Below are 19,655 nucleotides of genomic sequence, written 5' to 3' on the forward strand. Positions count from 1 at the left end.
GCTCAGACCCGCTCGATGATGATGGCCGGAGCCATGCCGCCGGCGGCGCACATCGTGACCAGACCGCGCTTGAGATCGCGCCGCTCAAGCTCGTCCAGCACCGTCCCGATCAGGATCGAGCCGGTCGCACCGATCGGATGGCCGAGCGCGATCGAGCCGCCGTTGACGTTGACCTTGTCGCGGTCGAGCTTGAGGTCACGGATGAATTTCTCGGCGACCACCGCGAAGGCCTCGTTGATCTCGAACAGATCGATGTCGTCGAGCGTGAGCCCGGCCTTGGCGAGCACCTTGCGCGCGGCCGGCACCGGCGCATTGAGCATCAGGGTCGGCGAGTCCCCCATATTGGCCATCGCGACCACGCGTGCGCGCGGCTTCAGACCGTGCTTGCGTGCATAGTCCGGCGACGCCAGCAGGATAGCGGCGGATCCATCGACCACACCGGACGAGTTTCCCGCATGGTGGACAAAGTTGATCTCGAGATCCGGATACTTCTCCAGGATCAGCCTGCGGTAGGTGGTACCCTTGTCGTCAAGCGCATAGTCGGCAATGGCAGGGAATGCCGGCTTCAGCGCGGCAAGGCCCTCCAGCGTCGTCTGCGGTCGCGGATATTCCTCGCGGTCAAGCGCAAGCGCGCCGTCCTCGCGATGAACCGGAACCAGACTCTTGTCGAAATGACCGCCCTTGATCGCGGCCGCCGCGCGCTTCTGGCTCTCGAGGCCGAGTTCATCGACGTCCTGCCTGCTGATACCTTCCAGCGTTGCGACCGCGTCGGCGCAGACGCCCTGGTGCGACTGCGGATGGCGGGCACGCAGGCGCAGATTACCGGCATCCATCAGGAACGGTCCCTCGCCGCGGCGCCCCTCCATCGACATCATCTCGGTGCCGCCGGCGATCACGAGATCCTCGGAGCCCGACATGATGGCGTTGGCGGCCATGTTGACGCTGGTGATGCCGGAACCGCAGAAGCGATCGAGCGTGACGCCGCTCGCGCGTACGTCATAGCCGGCGTCGAGCGCCGACATCCGGCCGAGATCGCCGCTCTGCGGACCGCGCTGCGAGCTGGTGCCCCAGATGATGTCGTCGACGTCGGCGGTGTTGATGCCGGTCCTGTCGGCGAGCGCCCGCAGCACGGTGGCGCCGAGCTGCTGCGGGTGAATGCCTGAAAGCGCGCCCTTGCCGGCCTTGCCGATGCCCCGCGGTGTCCTGCATGCATCGATGATCAGCGCGTCAGCCATGGTGATTTCCTCTCGGCGATATTGGTTTTGTTGCATTTGCCGCCGATCCCGGCCGAGAGTCAATTCGCGCTACCAGGCCCACGTCTCGCCGAGCAGGCCCAATGCCTGACTATTTTCCGCGAGACGCGAGGATTTTTTCCGCCGCGCGCAAATGCGGCTTGTCCAGCATCTTGCCGTCCATCCTGGCGACGCCAGACGGATTGCCGGCAAACACCGCCACGACGCGCTCAGCCCACATCACCTCTTCGTCCGTCGGCCTGAACGCGGCGTTGACGATGTCGACGTGCTTGGGATGGATCACGGCCTTGGCCAGGAAACCATCCTGGCGCGCGGCGATCGCCTCGGCCTTCAGCGCCTCGAGATCGTTGATGTCGGTTGCGATCGTGTCGATCGCGACCACGCCGGCAGCGGCCGCGCCGATCAGGCAGAGATCGCGGGCCAGGATGAATGGCGAGTGATAGCGGCCGTCGGTGCGATTGCGCGTGGCGCCGAGCGAAGCTGCGAGGTCTTCCGCACCCCACATCATGCCCCATAGCCGCGGGCTCATATTCTCGAAGTCGAGGACTTTCAGCAGCGCGCGCGCCGTCTCGGTCGCGACTGTCACGATCCGCGTGGTTCCCTGCCCGATGCCCGAAGCCGCCTCGAACGCATCGAGATAGAGCGCGAGCTTGTTGACGTCGGCGGCGCCGGCGCATTTCGGCAGCACGATACCATCAGGCTTCCCCGGCATCACGGCGGCGAGATCGCCAAGCGTCATGTCGGTGTCGAGGGCATTGACGCGGATATAGAGCTTCTGGCCCGGACTTCGCTCGTCGAGCATCTTCCTCGTGATCCCGCGTGCCACGACCTTCTGGTCCGGCGCGATGGAATCCTCGAGATCCAGTATCAGCGCATCGGCCGCGGTCTTCTTCGCGCTCTCATACTTCCTTGTGCTGTCACCGGGAACGAACAGGAATGATCGCATCGTTTACGCCTTCAACTTGCAGGGCATCAGGCCGGTGCGCCGGCAGTTCGTCACCACCCCGCCGCCCTGGTTGGCCATGGTGCGCTCGAACTCCTGCCCGACCTCGGACTCCTCGAAATATGATCCAACCATCATCGCCCCTTGTAGTTTGGCGCCCGCTTCTCGACGAACGCATTGAGCCCTTCCTGACAATCCTCGGTCGAGGCGACCACCACGAAGCTCTCGGCGGTGTTCTCGACCGAGCGTCGAAAATCGGCATCGACCGCACGCATGAAAGCGTCGCGACCGATCTTCATCACGATCGGCGATTTCGCCGCGAACTTGCCGGCGATCTCCCGCGCACGATCGAGCGCCGTGCCCTTCGGCACCACTTCGCTCAGCAGCCCCATGCGATAGGCGGTCGCCGCATCGAAGGGTTCGCCGAGGAACAGCGGACCGAAGGCCTGATGCTTTCCGACCAGCCGCGGCAACTGCACGAAATGAATCGCCGGGATCAGGCCGACATCGATCTCGGGATAGCCGAAGGTCGAAGCGTCGCCCGCGACGATCATGTCGCAGGAGATCGCGATGGTCATGCCGCCGGCTCGCACCGCACCGTCGATGGCCGCGATGGTCGGTTTGCCCATCCGGTACTGGGTGTCGTTCAGCGCAAAGTACAGCCGCTCGAGGAATGTCTTGGTCTCGATCGCGGGCTTTCCCCTCACGATGTCGAGGTCAAGGCCCGCACAAAACACCTTGTGCGCGCTGCCGACAATGACGGCGCGCACGGTCTTGTCGTCGCGCGCCCTGGCCAGCGCCGCCAGCAAGGCGTCAATCAGCGGAATGCTGAGTGCGTTGACCGGCGCGCGATCCAGCATGATTTCGGCGATCTGGTTCGAGACCGAATAGCGAACGAGGTCCGCGCTCATGAGCTTGCCTCCTCTCTCTTGCTTATCTCTTGGCCTGACGCACGGCGCCGCATTGCACGAGTCCGTCGATCGCCGCGCGATCAAAGCCCGCTTCCGTCAGGACGTCATAGCTATCCTGTCCAACGTCCGGCGCGGGACAGAGCCGATCCTCCGACAGGCTTGCGATCCCGGGCGTCCGCGGCGTGTAGACCGGTCCGACGCCGGGTGTCTCCTGGCATACGGAGGCATTGGTTGCCGCGACATGGGCGTTGCGCAGCCATTCGCCTGGATTGAGGATCCGTTCCGCGATGATATCAGCCGCGTGCAGTCGGCTCAGCCAGGCCTCCGTCGACAGAGTCGGGAAGATCTCGCGCAACTGCGGGATCAGCGCGTCGGCGGCATCGGCGCGGCGGGCGAAATCGGCAAAGCGCGGATCGCTGGCGAGATCGTCGCGGCCGATCGCAGCACACAGGCGCTTGTATTGCGGCTCGTTCACCAGGGTCACCATCATCCAGCCGTCCTGGGTCTGGTAGGTGCCGGCCGGCACGTTGAGCGCGCGCGGCGCGCCGCCCTCGAGAATGAACTCGGCGACCTTGTGTCCGAGCAATGCCGCCGTCGACTGGCAGAGATTGACGTCGATCCAGCGGCCGGTGCCCACGGTCGCGCGCGCGAACAGGGTCGTCGCGATCGCCTGGAACGCGTAGACGCCAGTGACGACATCGGAGATGGTGGTGCCGACGCGATGCGGCACGCCGTCGGTGCCGAGATTGACCGAAACCAGTCCCGAGAAGGCCTGCGCGACCGAGTCCGAGCCCGGTCGCTTGGCATAGGGCCCGCTCTGGCCGAAGCCGCTGACGGAGAGGTAGACGAGACCAGGATTGTCCCGCGACAGGCTCTCATAGCCGAGCCCGAGCCGCTCGGCGACGCCGGGCCGAAAACCTTCGATCAGAACATCCGCGTTCTTCGCCAACCCCTGGGCGATCGCGATCCCGTCCTTGTGCTTGATGTCGAGACACAGGCTGCGCTTGCCGCGGTTATAGACCGCCGACAGTGTGGTGTGGTTGCCGTACGTCGTCCCGAGATAGCGCGACCAATCACCTTCCGGCGGCTCGACCTTGATGACGTCGGCGCCGTAGACCCCGAGCAGCATCGCACAATAGGGCGAGGCGATCCCCTGCCCGAAGTCGAGCACCTTCAGGCCCCGATAGGGCGCTTCATGCGTCGGCGTCAGCTTGCGTTCGCCCGCCATGTTTCCTCCCCACTCTCGAAGAGCGTCGCGGCGCCGGAAAGCGCTGCGGGATGTTCTCTTTGGTTTTCAACTCTTCGATGGAGGATGTGTAGACGATCCGCCCCTCGTCGATAGCCGTCGGCGGGTTCACGGACATGCTACGGCGCCGACCGCAGCGCCTCCGTTTTCCCCGGCCGCAAGGTTTTCAGAGCGAGGGGGTGACGTCAAGCGAAATATGAACTATGAGTCATAGTTCATGAATGACGCCGGAAGCCGGTCCTGCGAGCGGCAGTCCGATCGATCCTTCCGAAACCGAGGCCACCAAATGACGCAGGCAACATCTGCCAAGGTGACGAAGCTCAACCGCGTCGAGCGCAACGCCTGGACCAAGCAGAAGATCTTCGACGCCGCGACCAAGGTCGTCGGCAAATACGGTTATGCCGAAGCCTCGGTCGCGCGCATCACCGAGGTCGCCGGCGTCGCCCAAGGCACGTTCTACAATCATTTCGAGAACCGCCAGGAACTGCTCGACCAGTTGCTGCCGAAGATCGGCCTCGACATGGTCCACTTCATCCGCGCACGAACCGGCACCGCAGACGAGGCGCGCCAGGAAATCGAGCGCTTCAGCGCCTTCTTCGACTTCATCCGCGAGGTGCCCGAGTTCTTGCGTATCCTCAACGAGGCCGAATTCTTTGCGCCGGCTGGGTACCAGAAGCACTTCGACAACATCTCGAGCGCCTATCTCCGGATCCTCCAGCGTGCGCGAGCCGCGGGAGCCACCAGCACCTTCAGCGACGAGGAGTTCGAGGCCATCGTCCAGGTGTTGATGGGTGCACGCGGCTATCTGAGCCGTCGCTACTCCTATTCCGAGCACGGCGTGACGGCAGTACCCGACCACGTCATCTCGGCCTACCGGAAGCTGGTCACGCACGGCCTGTTCAACGTCCCCGACGAGGAAACAAAATCATGAGCGACGGAACCATCCTTGTCACCGGTGGCAGCCGCGGCATTGGGGCGGCGACCGCGACGCTGCTCTCCGATCACGGCCATCGCGTGGTCATCGTCGATATCGCCCCCGAACCGCTGGTCGGAACCAACACCATCCTTTGGCCCGCGCCGTTCGACGTCGCGAGCGAAAGCGCCGTGGCGACCGGCGTGGCCGATATCGAGAAGGCCCATGGCCCGATTACCGGCCTTGTCAACGCCGCCGGCGTGTTCGGCAAGATGCATACGATCGAGCGGGTGCGGATGGAGCAATGGGACCGCGAGATCAACATCGATCTGCGCGGCACGTTCCTGGTCGCGCGCAGCGCCGGCATCGCCATGGCGAAGCGGCGGCATGGTGCGATCGTCAACGTCGCCTCGGTGGCCGGCATGACGTCCGGCCCGATCCACGCCTACACCGCGGCGAAGGCCGGCGTCATCCAGATCACGCAGACGCTTGCCGCCGAATGGGGCCGCGTCGGCGTTCGCGTCAATGCGGTGTCGCCCGGCTTCACCCGCACCGCGGCGCTCGAAGCCGGCATCGCGTCGGGTGCCCTCAACAAGGACCTGCTGGCGCGCCCGACCGCCATGAACCGGCTGGTCGAGCCGATGGAGGTGGCGCAGGCGATCGCCTGGCTGTTGTCGCCGGCAAGCAGCGGCGTGACTGGCATCAATCTGCCCGTCGATGCCGGCTACATCGCGGGCACCACATGGGCCGCCTATGGCGGCCTGCCTGACGCGCCGGCCAGCTGAGGACCACCGATGAATATCGAGCTCCCGCGCAAGACCCTCGATCTGCCCTCCGCCATCGCAGAAGGCGACATCCGCGTGCTGCTGATGGTTCTGGTTCACATGACCGGCGACGAGAAGTGGCTGGAACCACCCTACAAGCCGAGGCGCGACGTCCGCCTGATCCCCGACCCGAACGCCGGCGTGCCGCAGGAGATCCAGGACGAGATTCGCACCGCTGTGCTGAACCTGTTCGCGAATGGAGCGCCGAAGCCGGCCATCTCCGATCCCGGCGACGAGCTGATGCTGCGGATGATGCGCGCGACCCTTGGCGAAAACGTCGCGCCGGAATATGCGCCCTTGATGCGGGAAGAAATGAGCTTCATCCCGCGCGACGCGCGTTGGCGCAAGCGCCCCTCCGACGAGAGGCTGGCGCAGCAGCATGTCCTGATCGTCGGCGCCGGCGTCTGCGCGATCGCGCTCGGTGTCGCGCTCGGACGGCTCGGCATTCCCTACACGATCGTCGAGAAGCAAGCCGAGATCGGCGGCACCTGGTACGTCAATCGCTATCCGGGCTGCGGCGTCGATACGCCGAACCACTCCTATTCCTTTTCCTTTGGCGCGCGCAATCCATGGACGCGCTATTTCGCACAACGCCAGGAGCTGCTGGAGTACCTGCTCAGGGTGGTGCACGAATACGACATCCGAAAACATGTCCGCCTCGACACGGAGCTCGTCGCCTCGCGCTGGGACGAAGCCAAGCGGCGCTGGATATCGACGCTCAGGACGAAGGACGGCGAAGAGAGCTTCGAGTCGACCACGCTGGTCAGTGCGATCGGCCAGCTCAATGACCCCTCGCCTGCCCGCTTCAAGCGCGACGAGGATTTCAGGGGCCTGAGGATCCACTCTGCGCGATGGTCCGACGACATCGAACTCGATGGCAAGCATGTCGCCGTGATCGGCACCGGTGCCACCGCAATGCAGCTGGTGCCGTCGATCGCCGATCGCGTTGCATCCATCACCGTCTACCAGCGCACCGCGCAATGGGCGCGGCCGGTGCAGGGCTATTCCGATCCGATCACCGAGGGCGCGCAGTGGCTCCTGGCGCACCTGCCGTTCTATGTGCAGTGGTACCGCTTCAACATGTTCTGGCGCTACGGCGATGGATTGCTGCCGTTCCTGCGCAAGGACCCGGCCTGGCCGCATCCGGAGCGCGCCGTCAACAAGGGTAACGACCGGCATCGCCAGGAGCTGACCGACTTCATCCTGTCGGAGCTGAAGGGCCGTCCTGATTTGATCGAGAAGTGCGTGCCGACCTATCCGCCCTACGGCAAGCGCATCCTGCTCGACAACAACTGGTTCAGGACGCTGACCAGGCCGAATGTCGAGCTGGTGACCGACGCAATCGAGCGCTTTGCTCCCGAAGGCATCGTCAGCGTTGATGGCAAGCTGCGCCGGCACGACATCGTCGTGATCTCGACCGGCTTCAAGGTCTCCGAGATGGCGGCGCGGCTCAACATCACCGGACGCGATGGCAAGAATCTGAAGCAGGTCTGGAGCAAGGACAATCCGACTGCCTATCTCGGTCTCACCGTGCCGGATTTCCCCAACCTCTTCCTGATGCTCGGGCCCAACTCGGGTCCCGCTCATGGCGGCAGCGTGATCTTTCAGTCGGAATGCCAGAGCCGCTACATCTCGGCATGCCTGGTCGAGATGATCGAGCACGACATCGCCGCGATCGACGTTCATCCCGACGCACACGATCAATACATCCGCGACGTCGATGCCGAGCACGAGCAACTGATCTGGACGCATCCGGGCATGACGACCTACTATCGCAACGGAAGCGGCCGGGTGTTCTCGGCGATGCCTTGGCGCTTCGTCGACTACTGGAAAATGACCCACGACCCCGATCTCAGCCGGTATCGCCGGACCAAGGTATGATGGGAACCGGCGAGATACGGCAGCTTCGCTAACTTGACAGGACACCATATCTGCCGCAGCATTTCGCCGACTGCACCTGTTGGGGTGCTGGAGCGCTTGCTCCAGGCGTCGCGGGAATTGACGGCGGATCATATGGTCGGCCGGCACGCAGCAGGGCGGACAGATGTCCGTCGGGCCCACTCTTGGAGAGGAGCATGACGCCACCGGCACAAGCCAGTGACCTTGCTCAGCGGCAAGGTCTCGACGCAAATTGAGGCGAACCGCAGCTGCTAGCCACATTGCGCCGTCTAAAAATCCATACCTATCCGCAGGACAAGAGCGCAAAGGCCAAGCGCTTTTCGGTCCCGAAACCCTACTGGTGTGTACCAGATATCCTTCGCTAAAACGAAGCAACAGGGCCCCGCGATGCCACAGATGCACCGGGGCCCATTCGTTTGACTTCTCCACGCAGTTCGTCACCCCGCATTGCGCCGCGCCGACGGATCGGAGACAATCGTCCGGGCCGGGTGAGGATCGAGCATGGAAAAGCCGAGGGTGCGCATCTACACGGACTACAAGAGTCCGTATGCCTACGTCGCCAACAGGCGCCTGTTCGAGCTCGAGGAGACACACGGCGTCGAGCTCGAGTGGCTGCCTTACACCCTGCGCATTCCCGAATTCATGGGCACGGTCGAAGAGCGCACGCCGCATTTCTGGCGCAAGGTGCGCTATCTCTATATGGACGCGCGGCGCTTCGCCAATGCACAAGACCTCGTCCTGAAGGGACCGCGCCGAATCTACGATGCGTTCTATTCCAGCGCCGGGATGCTGTTCTGCCAGCGTCACGGCCTGTTCCGTCCCTATCACGACACGGTGTTCCGTCGGTTCTGGAACCACGAGATCGAGATCGACGACCTTTCCGAGATTGCCGGTGTGATCGCCGCAATCGGCGGCTCGGCCAATGACTTCGAAGCCTATGTTCGCGGCCCTGCGCGCGCCGACCACGACCGCATCATCGACGAGGCCGAGGCACTCGGCGTGTTCGGTGTCCCCAGCATGGTGTTCAACGGCGAGCTGTTCTGGGGCGGTGACCGCATCGACATGCTGATCGCGCGGATCGAGCATCCGGAAACGATCGCGAGCGCGCTCGGAAGCAGGCACCGGAAGTAGATTCATCTGCACCGAACGCAACCGCCGCCTGTCGCCTCACAGCTTGTGCGGCGATCCGCGATAACCTTCTATGTCGACATATTCGAAGAACTTGCGCGCTTCGGCGAGGCACTCCTCGTTGGTCAGCGCGCGCTCGGCCGGATCGTCGGGCAACGGATCCTGCACCGGAAACCGGTAATTGCCGAACTGGAGCTGAAGGCTGTCGAGATTGGCCGCGCCTGTCCGGAAGATGTCGTAGGCCGCGTCGGTGCACAGGAACGAGGTGATCGACGGATCACGGTCGGTGACGTTGGCCGAGCGGAAGAAAGGCTCGCTGCCATCGTTCATCGTCTTGATGAAGTCGAGATTGCCCTGGTTCAGCCGGTCGAACTCGGCGATCCCGACCTTCGATGCCGGAATCGGCACCGGAGCCCCCGCGACGCTTCCGGCCGGGTTGCCGGCCTTGTCCTTGATCGGCGTGCGGTTGGCGAGATTGTACATGATGTTGCCGATCTTGTAGGCGGTGAAGTCATTCTGCATGTAGACGATCTGCTTCACGCCGGCGAGCGACATCACGCCCGAGCACTGCGCGCAGGATTCCAGCGAGGTGTAGAGCGTGACTTCGCTGAGCAGCGCGGCGTGCGGCCTGGCCTCGACATGCGGCCCGGTCTTCCAGCTGTCGAAGATGTCGGTCAGGCTGAACAGCCGTCGTACCAGCCGCGATTCCGCGTGCTCGGCCGAGCTGCGGAAGAACGCATTGTGGTTGAAGTCGAAATCGATGATATGGCCGAGGCCGTCGACCGCGACGCAGGCGATGTTGTGGCCGAGATAGCGATCCCATGCCATATGGCTGCGGTCATCGCGCTCGTTGAGATCGCCGCGGTAGCGATTGGGCGCGGCCGGGTCGAGCTGCCTCGCGCGCTGCGGATAGCTGCCGATCGGGCCGTTCTTGTTGCCGTTCCAGAAGCGCAGGATCAGCTTCATCAGGAGATAGCTGTAGATGCGGTGACGCTCCTGGCTTTCCGGCCGCTCCAGCTCCTTCGCATCCAGGCTGTAGTCGACGTGAACGAGCTCGCCGAGCGGCCTGGTCCAGTAGTGGTTGAGCGGGTCCTGCTGATCGAAACCGGGACCAAGCGTATCGGCCTGCTGTGCCGCGGCGATCGATGTGCCGGCGGCCAGCACGGTGGTCGCCCCCGCCGTGGTCGCGATGAAGTCACGCCGGTTCAGTTTGTCGCTGTCGCTCATCGGTATCTCCCGCTGCAATGTGGACGGGGCCTGCAAGCAGGCGATCGGTTCGGGCAAATCCAGTGTCGCAAATCCAGTGTCGCGGCATTCTCAACTGGGCCCGGACCGGTCAGTCGTTGAAAAATCCAGTGCTGCCGAAATGCTCAATCCAGATCCGGTTTCGCATGTATCACACCTTGATAACATCCTGTAGTTGCAATTGAAAGCGCTCGTTTCCGCCGTTTGGAATCTGTTTACCCTCTTTGGCTAGCCTCGCCGGCGATGAGACCTCCGGGATCCGGCCCATGTTCAAGGAAAGCCTCCCGATTGCGTATGATGCGCCGGCCGACCTGAAGAAGTGGCCTTCTCTCAGGAATGAGCGGGTGACGAGCAAGACGCCCTATCTCGTCTACAACGGCACCCTGGCGGACTGCATCCGCCTGTTGCTGGCCAAGCCGATCAGGCAGATCTCGCTCTACGACATCGTCACGGAGCGGCAGGTTGCGTTCGACAGCAACGTCCTGTCCCCCGGCGATGCGGCCGAGATCGCCATGCGCAAGGATTTCCCGAGGAGCTGATCGCTTGAGTGCGGCCTTGATTGCGATCCTGGCGATCTGCCGGCGGGATCGGGCCGTCACGCCGAGAACTCCGGTTTGCCGTAAGGATAAAACCGCGCGAGGTCGACATTCTCATAAGGCAGCTTGTCGAGGCGCGTCGTACCGAGAAACGGTTGCTCCGGTTCGACCAGCAGGATCGTCCTGTCAAAGCCGTTGTCGTCGAAGCCGCGGCGGAAATGCACCCGTGACTTGATCGCCATCACCTGCATATCGGCGATATCGGGCACCAGCGTCTTCAGCGAGAACGGTTCCATGATCTGCACCAGGTAGGTGGAGAGGATCAGCGCGTTGTTGCGGCCGAAGCGCACGCAGACCCAGAACTGCCCATAGCCCTCGCCCGCGGCGGCAATCGTGCCCTGGATCCGCACCGGTTCGCCGGCCGACTCGTCGGCGAGACCGCCGATCTCCATGTCGAAGGCATCGCCGGCCTTGGCGCCCGATGCCTTCAGACGCGCGGTCGCATCCTTGTCCGCAATGGTCGCGATCACCGTGTTGGCGAGATCCTGAGCGATGATCTCGCGCAACAGCCAGGTCGCCGATCCCGAACGGTCGCTGTGATCGGCCAGCACCACCGGTGCGTTGCCGCTGGCGACCGCCTGCTTCGCCAGCGCGACGCCCTCGGTGATGCTGTGCAGCTTCGTCGATTGCAGCAGCGCGTCGCGCAGCCGCCAGATGGTGGCAGCGAGGTCGCGCGCCACCTGCTCGGCGAGTTTTGGATTGTCGTTGGTCAGCACCTGCACGGTCATGCCGACGTCGGGCACATCGGCGAACGGGAAGCCGAAGTAGATGTTGCAGTAGACATCGACCTCACGGGCTTCCCACACCAGTGCCCGCTGCACGAGATCCATCCATGGCCGCGCCCCGGTCCATTGCAGCACGGTCGGCGAGATCACGGGAACCTTGATGGTCTGGTGGGTGGGCCTGTAGTCGCCGCGGATCGCCCGCACCAGCGTGCGCGCGGCGCGCTCGCCCTGCAGATGGGCGTCATAGTGCGGGAAGTATTTCACCGCGAATGCCATGTCTGCCTGCTCGAGGAACGCCTCGTCCTCGTTGCCGTGGAGATCGAAGGTCGCGGCGATGAAGGCATCGCGGCCGACCACCTCGCGAACCTGCCGCGCCAGATCGGCCTCGGGACGCGGCACGCCGCGCACCGCCATCGCACCATGCAGGCACAGATAGACACCGTCGAACGGCCCCGCTTCCTTCAGGCCCGTGATCATCCTGCCGACGAACGTCCGATAGGCCTCCTCGGTGATCCAGCCTGATCCGGTGCCGGTCTTCGGCCATAGCGGGGATTCGATGCCGGTCAATTCGACCTCGGAAAACTCACGCGCCACCTTCACGAAGCCGCCCATGTAGTTTCCGGGATCGTGGCGCAGCAGCGCCTCGCCCTTGGCCGGCGAGCCCGGATAGATGAAGTCGTCGAGCGTGGTCTCGTTCGGCAGGAAGGAGACGGTTTCGTGGGAGAATTGCAGGACGGCGATACGTATCTTGCGATCGCTCATTTACAGGCCCTCGGCGCTTTTCCGGCATACTGGCATCGAAGCCATCGCAGGCCAATGCCGCATTCGGATTTTGCCCGCCAGACCTGCAAATAAGCCGATGCCGCGCGCCTCGTCGCCTCGCGGATTCTGCTATCCTGCACGGCAACGATACATCCATTTCTCCAGGAGCGAACGCCATGAACCCGCCAGTCACCTCGCCCGCGATCAAGGTCGTCAAATCGGTTCGCGACCAGGTGAGTGCGGAGGAATGGCAGGCCCGCGTCGATCTCGCCGCCTGCTATCGGCTGACGGCGATGTACGGCATGACCGAGATGATCGCCAACCACATCTCCTGCCGCGTCCCCGGCACCACGGACCAGTTCCTGATCAATCCCTACGGCATGCTCTACGAGGAGATCGACGCCTCCTCGCTGATCAAGGTCGACGTCAACGGCAATACGGTGTTCAACGCGTCCGACTATGACGTCAATGTCGCCGGCTTCGTCATTCACAGCGCCATCCACATGGCCAAGCACGACATCGACTGCGTCGCGCACACCCACACGCCGGCCGGCATGGCGGTGTCGGCGATGGAGTGCGGCTTGCTGCCGATCGCGCAGACCTCGATGCGCTTCCTGCACATCGCCTATCACGACTTCGAGGGCATCGCCGACAATATCGACGAGCGAGAGCGGCTGGTACGCGACCTCGGCGATCACGAGGCGATGATCCTGCGCAATCATGGCCTGCTGGTCGTCGGCCGCACCGTGCCCGCCGCCTTCAACGTGCTGTTCCGCCTCGAACGCGCCTGCCAGACCCAGGTGATGGCCCTGTCCTGCAACACCAAGCTGATCTATCCCCCGCAAAAAATCCTCGAAGACACCTATGACCGGATGCTGCCGAAATCCGGCCGCGCCGCGCGCAATGGCGAGCTTGCCTGGCCGGCACTGCTGCGCAAGCTCGATCGCGCCGACCCGTCGTATCGGGACTGAGACCGAAATCGCGCATCCGCATCAACTTTGGGCGCCGCTTGCCCGCTATTTGAGCGCACGTTTTGTCGTGAGATCGCCGATGCTGCAGCATGATGCGGAAACGCGTGAAGCGGTTTTCCGAAATGACCATGCTCAAACAGGAAGCTAAAGCGCGATCTGCGCCTTAGCCATCGGCGAGACGGCAGATGCCTGCGATGAAGAGCTTCATTCGCGTTGTTGAACTGTGGGTGCCCGACCGCACGCGGACGCAACTGGAATTCGGTGGCAGCCTGTGCGGCGCCGAATTCACGGAGTTCAGGACGGTCAGCGAGAATGCGCTGTGCGCCTATGACGAGGGCCTTCCCGGCAAGGCCTGGGCGAGCGGTCATCCGGTCATCCTGACCAGGCTCGCCAACTCCACTTTCAAGCGCGCCGACGAAGCGATCGAAGCCGGCCTGACCTGCGCTGTCGCGCTGCCTGTGCTGGCCGGCGAATTCCTGACGGCCGTGTTGGTGCTGCTCTGCGGCGACGATGCGAAACATATCGGCGCAATCGAGCTCTGGCACAACGATCCCGACAAATCCCACGAGATGGCGCTGGTCGACGGCTATTACGGCACCGCGGACAAGTTCGAGTTCAACTCGCGCCACACCAGGTTTGCGCGCGGTTTCGGCCTGCCCGGCCGGACCTGGAAGGCCGGCGCGCCGCTGATCATCAAGGACCTGGACAATTCCAGGGGATTCCTGCGTCGGGAAGAAGCGTCCGAGATCGGCATCGATTGCGGCGTCGGCATCCCCTATCCGGTCGGCGACCAGACCTGGGTCGTGACATTGCTGTCGGCCGCGGCAACGCCGATCGCGCGCCGGTTCGAGATCTGGGTGCCGGACGAGGCGCGGTCGGCGCTCGTGTTCCATTCCGGCGAATGCAGCGATCACGCCGATCTCGACGCGCTCTATGCAGGCAAGACGATCCGCCGCGGCGAAGGCAGCATCGGCGGCGCCTGGGCGACCGGCATGCCCGCGCTGAACGAACATCTGAAGCAGGGTGGCTCGATTGCGGCTGCAATGGCGCGTGCCTCCGGCATGACTCAGGCCGTCGCGCTGCCGGTGATCGACAACGTCCGCCTCAAGGCGGTGCTGGCCTGGTATCTCTGATCGGGCCGAGTGGACGCCAAACGCGCGTCCTCGTTCTCGCGGCATGATTTGCCCGAGCCTTGCTCTTCGTTTCGCCCTCTCTTGATCAGAGGGCGCAGGGAAAGCCGGGTGCCGATCGCACCCATGGGCCCCGAGCAACAAAGATAGCTCGGGGGTAGGACCACAGGTGTAACCGGGAACATCCCGGCCTTCCCTGCGCGATGGGCTACGGCTTATTTCGTGTTCTCCCCGGCGAGACCGGGCTTTTTTGTCACCGTCTTCGCAAGGCGCACATTGGCGCCAAGCGAAAAGACACCTGCCACTGGGGCGTCAGGACCACACGACTTCGCCGTCCGCCTCGCATGCCCTCGTCAGTCGCACGCTCGGCGTCCACCGCATCCCACACCACGTTCGTGACGATCGCGAGCCGCCCCTCAATCGGGTGAGACGCGCGGAATTGAACATCTGATTTGCCCGACGGTGAAAGCGCTGTTTGCCCGTCGGGTTGATTTGTCGCAGGTGCGGTCACGGGAAGGCAGGGTTGCCCGACGTCACTGCGGGTCAGTTCGCCTCGACAGGGCAGCCGCAGATGGCACTCACCGCCTTTCGCGCAACTTCCCTCAGTTCGGCGCGGCGAGCCCCGGCGCGAGCGCGGATCGCGATGCTGTGCATTGTGGCTGAGGCCAGGACCGCAAGCGCCTCGGGATCGGCACCGGGCTTCAGTTCTCCCCGCTCACGCGCCGTGCGGAAGCGGGCTTCGAAATCGGCGTCGATTGCGCGCAGCCCGCGCGCGACGCTGGTCCGGATCGCGACGTCCTCCACGGATTCGACGACGGCGGTCCCGAGCACGAAACAGCCCCGTGCGCTGCCCTTGCCCGAAAAATAGATCGACAGCGCGGCGTCGAAAGCAAGCATCAGCGCTTCGGCCAGCGGACGGTCCTGGGCGAGTGCCTCGCGGGTGGCCGTCAGGCTGATCTCCCAGTAGCGCGCCAGCGCATCGAGATAGAGCGCGTGCTTGTTGCCGAATGCCGCATAGAGGCTCGGAGGGTTCATGCCGGTCGCTGCGGCGATGCTGTCCAGCGAGGTGCCGGAGTAACCGGTCTTCCAGAACGTCTCGGTCGCCTGCTTCAGCGCCGCCTCGGCGTCGTAGGCCCGCGGCCGCCCCCGGCGCACCGGTGCCGTTTCGTGCTTTTTTCCTGCCATAACGCAAACCCTCGCTGCTTCGTCCTCACCAATATTTGTATATATCGTTACAAAAATCAATAGGCCGGTATCTTGATCACCCTCCTGCACTCGGATATTTGTATGATACGTTACAAAAATAGGACGGAGGACCCCATGCATCTCGATCTCTCGCTGCTCGCCGGCTGGACAGGCGATCGCAAGGCGTTTCGCGGCAGCGCGGCGATGACCGCGGCCGCAGCAGGCCCGGCCGTTAGCTTTGACGGAGCAATTGACCGCGCCCCTGCCAAAAGCAACGCCACGGTGCCCGCACGGAGCTTCATCGAACGGCTTCGGCGCCCGCTGATCTGGGGGGTGCCGGCCCTGGTGGCGGCATTCGGCGCGGCCATGTACTTCAGCGACGAACCCTATGTCTCGACCGACGACGCGTTCGTTCGCGCGGCGAAGATCACCGTCAACGCCCGCGTTGCGGGCCAGGCGGTCGAAATCGCGGTTCACGACAATGAGCGCGTCCACCAGGGCCAGGTGCTGTTCCGCATCGATCCGGAGCCCTATCAGATCGCGGTCGACCAGGCGGAGGCGCAGCTCGGCACCGCACGTCTTCAGATCGACGCGCTGAAGGCGACCTATCGCCAGCAGCAGGCTGAGTTGCAGTCGGCCAGGGATACGGCCGCCTATGACGAGCGCGAGTATGAACGCAAGAAAGCGCTGGTCGTCTCCGATTTCACGCCGCGCGCGACTTTCGATCGCGCCGACACGGATCTCAAGGTGGCCCGTCAACACGTCGCATCGATCGAGCAGCAGGTCGCCAACACCGTCGCTGCGCTGGACGGCAATCCCGACATCGAGATCGATCGCCATCCGACGGTTCGCGCAGCCAGGGCCCAGCTCGACCGCGCGAGGCTCAATCTCTCCTATGCAACGGTGCGGGCCCCGGACGATGGCGTCGTCACGAGGGTCGACGACCTGCAAATCGGAGGTTTCGTCAATCCCGGCGCGCCCGTGTTCTCGCTGCTGTCGAGCCACCGCATCTGGATCGAGGCCAACTTCCGCGAAACCGGGCTGACCCACATGCATCCCGGACAGCAGGCGACGATCGACGTCGACGCCTATCCGGGGCACGCGTTGAAGGCCCACATCGTCAGCATGAGCCCGGGCACCGGGTCGGATTTCTCAGTGCTGCCGCCCGAGAACGCAACGGGGAACTGGGTCAAGGTCGTGCAGCGTCTGCCGGTGCGTCTCGAGCTCGATGAGGTCGACCCGAACCGGCCGCTGTTCTCCGGCATCAGTGTGACTGCGCGGGTCGACACCGGCTATCGCCGCAACTGGCACCATCCGCTGCAACTCGCGAACGCGGAGGAGATCAAATGACCACGGCCCTCCCATCGGCCGCCATGGGCGGCCATCGCACGCTCACGGTGGCGGCGCTCACTGCGACCTATATGCAGGCCGTCAACATCTCACTGCCCAATGCGGCCCTGCCGCATATCCAGGGCGCCTTGTCGATGGCAAATGACGAGGTCGGCTGGGTGTTCTCCTCCTATATCGCGGCGAGCGCCGTGGTGATGTCGGTGACGAGCTGGCTGGCGGGGCGCTATGGCCGGAAGGCGGTTTATCAGGTCTCCCTCGCCTTGTTCGCGCTTGGGCTCATGCTCGACACGATGGCGACGACGTCGCTGCAATTCGTGCTCGCGCGCATCCTGCAGGGCGCAGCGAGCGGTCCGCTCGGCCCGCTCTCGCTCGCGATCCTGCTCGAAGTGCAGCCGCCGGCGCGGCATGGGCGGCTCAGCTTGATGTGGTCCCTGTGTTTCCTGCTCGGCATCAGCAGCGGACCCGGCATCGGCGGCTGGCTCAGCGAATATCACGGCTGGCGCTCGATCTTCCATGTCAGCCTTCCGATCACGGCCTTCATCTTCCTGGCGATGGCACTGCTGCTGCGCGAGAAGCGCGCCGCGCGGCCCCAGCCCTTCGACTTCTTCGGTCTCGTGACCTTCTCCATCGGCATGATTGGGCTGCAAATGCTGCTCGACCGCAGCGAACGCCTGGAATGGTTCGCCTCGACCGAAATCTGGATCGAGGCCAGCGCATCGGTTCTCGGCTTCTATCTCTTCATCGTGCACGTCCTGACGACGAAAACCCATTTTCTCCGCACCGGCCTGTTCAAGGACCGCAATCTCGTCCTTTCGACAGTGATCTCCTTTGCGCTCGGCTTCGTCCTGCTGCCGACCCTGGCCTTGACCTCGCCGATGCTGGAGGAGCTGCTCAACTATCCCGTCGACACCACGGGCCTGATGACCGTTCCACGCGGCGTCGCACTCGTGGCGACGATGCTCATCACGAGCCTGGTTCCGGGGCAAATCGACTATCGGCACTTCATGCTGGGCGGAATGGCACTGGTCGTCTACGCCAACTGGATGATGCTCGGCTACTCGCCTGCGATGGATTGGCGACCGGTGGTCGAAGCCGGTCTGCTCCAGGGCGGCGGCCTCGGCATGCTGATTCCCGCGCTTGGCAAGGCCGCGTTCGGCACGCTCGATCCGAAGCTTCGCCCGGAGGGGAGCGCGCTGCTGAATCTCTCGCGCCTCTATGGCAGCACCATCGGCATCGCCGTGGTGCAGATCTTCTTCTACGACAACACCCAGGCCATGCATGTCGCGCTCGCACGGGACCTCACGCCCTATCGCGCGGTCGCGCACATCGCAGGTTCAATCGCTGCGCCCGGCCTTGCTGCGCTCAATGACATGGTCACCCAGCAGTCGGCCGTCGTCGCAGTCATCGACCAGTTCGAGATCCTGATGTTTGCGATGCTGATCGTGAGCCCGCTGGTGCTCTTTCTCCGCAAACCACGGCCCGCGACCTGATACCCACCGAGATGACCGACAAGGGAGAATGACCATGACGACACCAGATACACTTCGCGATACGCGGATTCCTCTTGCCCACGGAAGCGGTGCGCTTCCCGCCGTGGGTTTTGGCACGCTGATTCCCGATCCGCTGGCAACGCGACAGGCGGTCAAGGCGGCGCTGGAGACGGGATTCCGGCATCTCGACGGTGCCGAGCGCTACCGCAATGAAACGGCGGTTGGCGACGGCATGCAGGACGCGTTCAGGGCGGGGACGGTGCGGCGCGAGGACGTGTTCGTCACCACCAAGCTGTGGAACACCAACCACCGTCCGGAGCGGGTCAAGCCGGCGCTCGAAGCCAGCCTCCGGCGGCTGCAGCTCGACGAGATCGATTGCTATCTCATCCACACGCCTTTTGCCTTCCAACCCGGCGACGAGCAGGACCCGAGGGATGCGCGCGGTCAGGTGATCTACGATCCTGCCGTCACTCTGGTGGAGACGTGGCACGCGATGGAGCGCCTTGTGGACGACGGTCTTTCCAGGGCGATCGGCCTGTCGGACATCACGCTGGAGAAGCTGCGGGAGATCGTTGCCGCCGCCCGGATCAAGCCTGCCGTGGTGCAGGTCGAATCCCACCCGTATCTTCCCGAATGGGAGCTGCTCGAATTCTGCCGCACGCACGGGATCGTGCTGCAGGCGTTCGCGCCGTTGGGGCATGGCCTGGAGCCGAAGCTGCTCGATGACGCCGTCATCACTGCGATCGCACAGCGCGTGCACAAGACGCCGGCGCAGGTCGCGCTGGCCTGGGCCGTGCAGCGCGGCACCGCCTTCCTGACCACGTCGACGAAGCCGCCGCGGATCCGGGAGAACTTTGACATCTCGGCCCTGCCCGAGGATGCCATGCAGGAGATGCGGGACCGCATCACCACGAACGTCCGGTTCAACTCGGTGGTGACGACCGGCGTCCCCGGATTTATTCCCGGGACGCGATGAGTTCGATCGGCGGCGCAGAGCCGCGGGGATCATTGCGTACTCCGCGCTCGGCGTGCACCGGTCAGCTTGCGAGCTGGATGGTGCGCTCGAGCGCCGCGGCGAAGCCGT

At 64.1% G+C, this 19,655-nt stretch carries 18 protein-coding genes; 10 read left to right on the forward strand and 8 right to left on the reverse strand.

Features of this window, described 5'->3' with window-relative positions:
* Positions 1 to 2: 2 nt before the first annotated feature.
* The 5 genes from JQ586_RS19565 to JQ586_RS19580 form a co-directional block, all read right to left on the reverse strand.
* Positions 3 to 1,235 carry an acetyl-CoA C-acetyltransferase gene (locus JQ586_RS19565; RefSeq protein ID WP_212396241.1) on the reverse strand — a complete coding sequence of 411 codons (1,233 nt, stop codon included), beginning with the start codon at positions 1,233 to 1,235 and terminating at the stop codon, positions 3 to 5.
* A gap of 109 nt (positions 1,236 to 1,344) precedes the next feature.
* A complete protein-coding gene (locus tag JQ586_RS19570) occupies positions 1,345 to 2,199 on the reverse strand; it encodes a CoA ester lyase (RefSeq protein ID WP_212396242.1) in 855 nt (284 codons plus the stop codon).
* A 3-nt stretch (positions 2,200 to 2,202) separates the two neighbouring features.
* Positions 2,203 to 2,334, reverse strand: a complete 132-nt coding sequence (locus JQ586_RS41145) for a hypothetical protein (RefSeq protein ID WP_283815462.1) — start codon at positions 2,332 to 2,334, stop codon at positions 2,203 to 2,205.
* Positions 2,331 to 3,107, reverse strand: a complete 777-nt coding sequence (locus JQ586_RS19575; RefSeq protein ID WP_212396243.1) for an enoyl-CoA hydratase/isomerase family protein — start codon at positions 3,105 to 3,107, stop codon at positions 2,331 to 2,333. Before JQ586_RS19575 ends, JQ586_RS41145 begins: the two co-directional genes overlap by 4 nt.
* 22 nt (positions 3,108 to 3,129) lie before the next feature.
* Positions 3,130 to 4,335, reverse strand: a complete 1,206-nt coding sequence (locus JQ586_RS19580; RefSeq protein WP_212396244.1) for a CaiB/BaiF CoA-transferase family protein — start codon at positions 4,333 to 4,335, stop codon at positions 3,130 to 3,132.
* A 304-nt stretch (positions 4,336 to 4,639) separates the two neighbouring features.
* Here JQ586_RS19580 and JQ586_RS19585 point away from each other — a divergent pair, with 304 nt between their 5' ends.
* The 4 genes from JQ586_RS19585 (at position 4,640) to JQ586_RS19600 (ending at position 9,120) form a co-directional block, all read left to right on the forward strand.
* Entirely contained in the window at positions 4,640 to 5,284 is a 645-nt protein-coding gene (locus JQ586_RS19585; protein ID WP_212396245.1) for a TetR/AcrR family transcriptional regulator, read from the forward strand.
* Complete coding sequence (locus tag JQ586_RS19590) at positions 5,281 to 6,051, forward strand: SDR family NAD(P)-dependent oxidoreductase (RefSeq protein ID WP_212396246.1); 771 nt, start codon at positions 5,281 to 5,283, stop codon at positions 6,049 to 6,051. The genes JQ586_RS19585 and JQ586_RS19590 overlap by 4 nt, the downstream gene beginning before the upstream one ends.
* Before the next feature lie 9 nt (positions 6,052 to 6,060).
* A complete protein-coding gene (locus JQ586_RS19595; protein ID WP_212396247.1) occupies positions 6,061 to 7,971 on the forward strand; it encodes an NAD(P)/FAD-dependent oxidoreductase in 1,911 nt (636 codons plus the stop codon).
* A 519-nt stretch (positions 7,972 to 8,490) separates the two neighbouring features.
* Positions 8,491 to 9,120: a 2-hydroxychromene-2-carboxylate isomerase gene (locus tag JQ586_RS19600; protein WP_212396248.1), complete on the forward strand. Its 630-nt coding sequence runs from the start codon at positions 8,491 to 8,493 to the stop codon at positions 9,118 to 9,120.
* 36 nt (positions 9,121 to 9,156) lie between these two features.
* Here the strand turns inward: JQ586_RS19600 and JQ586_RS19605 are convergent, their stop codons facing one another.
* Positions 9,157 to 10,344 carry a hypothetical protein gene (locus tag JQ586_RS19605; RefSeq protein WP_212396249.1) on the reverse strand — a complete coding sequence of 396 codons (1,188 nt, stop codon included), beginning with the start codon at positions 10,342 to 10,344 and terminating at the stop codon, positions 9,157 to 9,159.
* Positions 10,345 to 10,628: 284 nt separating this feature from the next.
* On the opposite strand from JQ586_RS19605, the gene JQ586_RS19610 reads away from it, so the two are divergent.
* Entirely contained in the window at positions 10,629 to 10,901 is a 273-nt protein-coding gene (locus JQ586_RS19610; protein WP_212396250.1) for a hypothetical protein, read from the forward strand.
* A gap of 56 nt (positions 10,902 to 10,957) precedes the next feature.
* Here JQ586_RS19610 and JQ586_RS19615 read toward each other — a convergent pair whose 3' ends face one another.
* Positions 10,958 to 12,445, reverse strand: a complete 1,488-nt coding sequence (locus JQ586_RS19615) for a M81 family metallopeptidase (protein ID WP_212396251.1) — start codon at positions 12,443 to 12,445, stop codon at positions 10,958 to 10,960.
* A gap of 176 nt (positions 12,446 to 12,621) precedes the next feature.
* Here JQ586_RS19615 and JQ586_RS19620 point away from each other — a divergent pair, with 176 nt between their 5' ends.
* Together JQ586_RS19620 and JQ586_RS19625 are read left to right on the forward strand one after the other, a co-directional pair.
* Complete coding sequence (locus JQ586_RS19620) at positions 12,622 to 13,416, forward strand: class II aldolase/adducin family protein (protein WP_212396252.1); 795 nt, start codon at positions 12,622 to 12,624, stop codon at positions 13,414 to 13,416.
* A gap of 185 nt (positions 13,417 to 13,601) precedes the next feature.
* The gene (locus tag JQ586_RS19625; protein ID WP_249147792.1) at positions 13,602 to 14,549 is read left to right on the forward strand and encodes a GAF domain-containing protein; all 948 of its coding nucleotides are present in this window, start codon (positions 13,602 to 13,604) and stop codon (positions 14,547 to 14,549) included.
* A 540-nt stretch (positions 14,550 to 15,089) separates the two neighbouring features.
* On the opposite strand, the gene JQ586_RS19630 is transcribed toward JQ586_RS19625, so the two are convergent.
* The gene (locus JQ586_RS19630) at positions 15,090 to 15,821 is read right to left on the reverse strand and encodes a TetR/AcrR family transcriptional regulator (RefSeq protein ID WP_312016984.1); all 732 of its coding nucleotides are present in this window, start codon (positions 15,819 to 15,821) and stop codon (positions 15,090 to 15,092) included.
* 45 nt (positions 15,822 to 15,866) lie between these two features.
* Between JQ586_RS19630 and JQ586_RS19635 the strand changes: the two genes are divergently transcribed.
* Genes JQ586_RS19635 through JQ586_RS19645 form a run of 3 tightly spaced genes read left to right on the forward strand, consistent with a single transcriptional unit; the run spans position 15,867 to position 19,547 of the window.
* Positions 15,867 to 17,081 carry an HlyD family secretion protein gene (locus JQ586_RS19635; RefSeq protein ID WP_212396253.1) on the forward strand — a complete coding sequence of 405 codons (1,215 nt, stop codon included), beginning with the start codon at positions 15,867 to 15,869 and terminating at the stop codon, positions 17,079 to 17,081.
* A complete protein-coding gene (locus JQ586_RS19640) occupies positions 17,078 to 18,571 on the forward strand; it encodes a DHA2 family efflux MFS transporter permease subunit (RefSeq protein ID WP_212396254.1) in 1,494 nt (497 codons plus the stop codon). The genes JQ586_RS19635 and JQ586_RS19640 overlap by 4 nt, the downstream gene beginning before the upstream one ends.
* Before the next feature lie 34 nt (positions 18,572 to 18,605).
* Positions 18,606 to 19,547 carry an aldo/keto reductase gene (locus JQ586_RS19645; protein WP_212396255.1) on the forward strand — a complete coding sequence of 314 codons (942 nt, stop codon included), beginning with the start codon at positions 18,606 to 18,608 and terminating at the stop codon, positions 19,545 to 19,547.
* Positions 19,548 to 19,655: the final 108 nt, after the last annotated feature.

The organism is Bradyrhizobium jicamae (assembly GCF_018130215.1).
GTDB classification, from domain to species: Bacteria; Pseudomonadota; Alphaproteobacteria; order Rhizobiales; family Xanthobacteraceae; genus Bradyrhizobium; species Bradyrhizobium jicamae_A.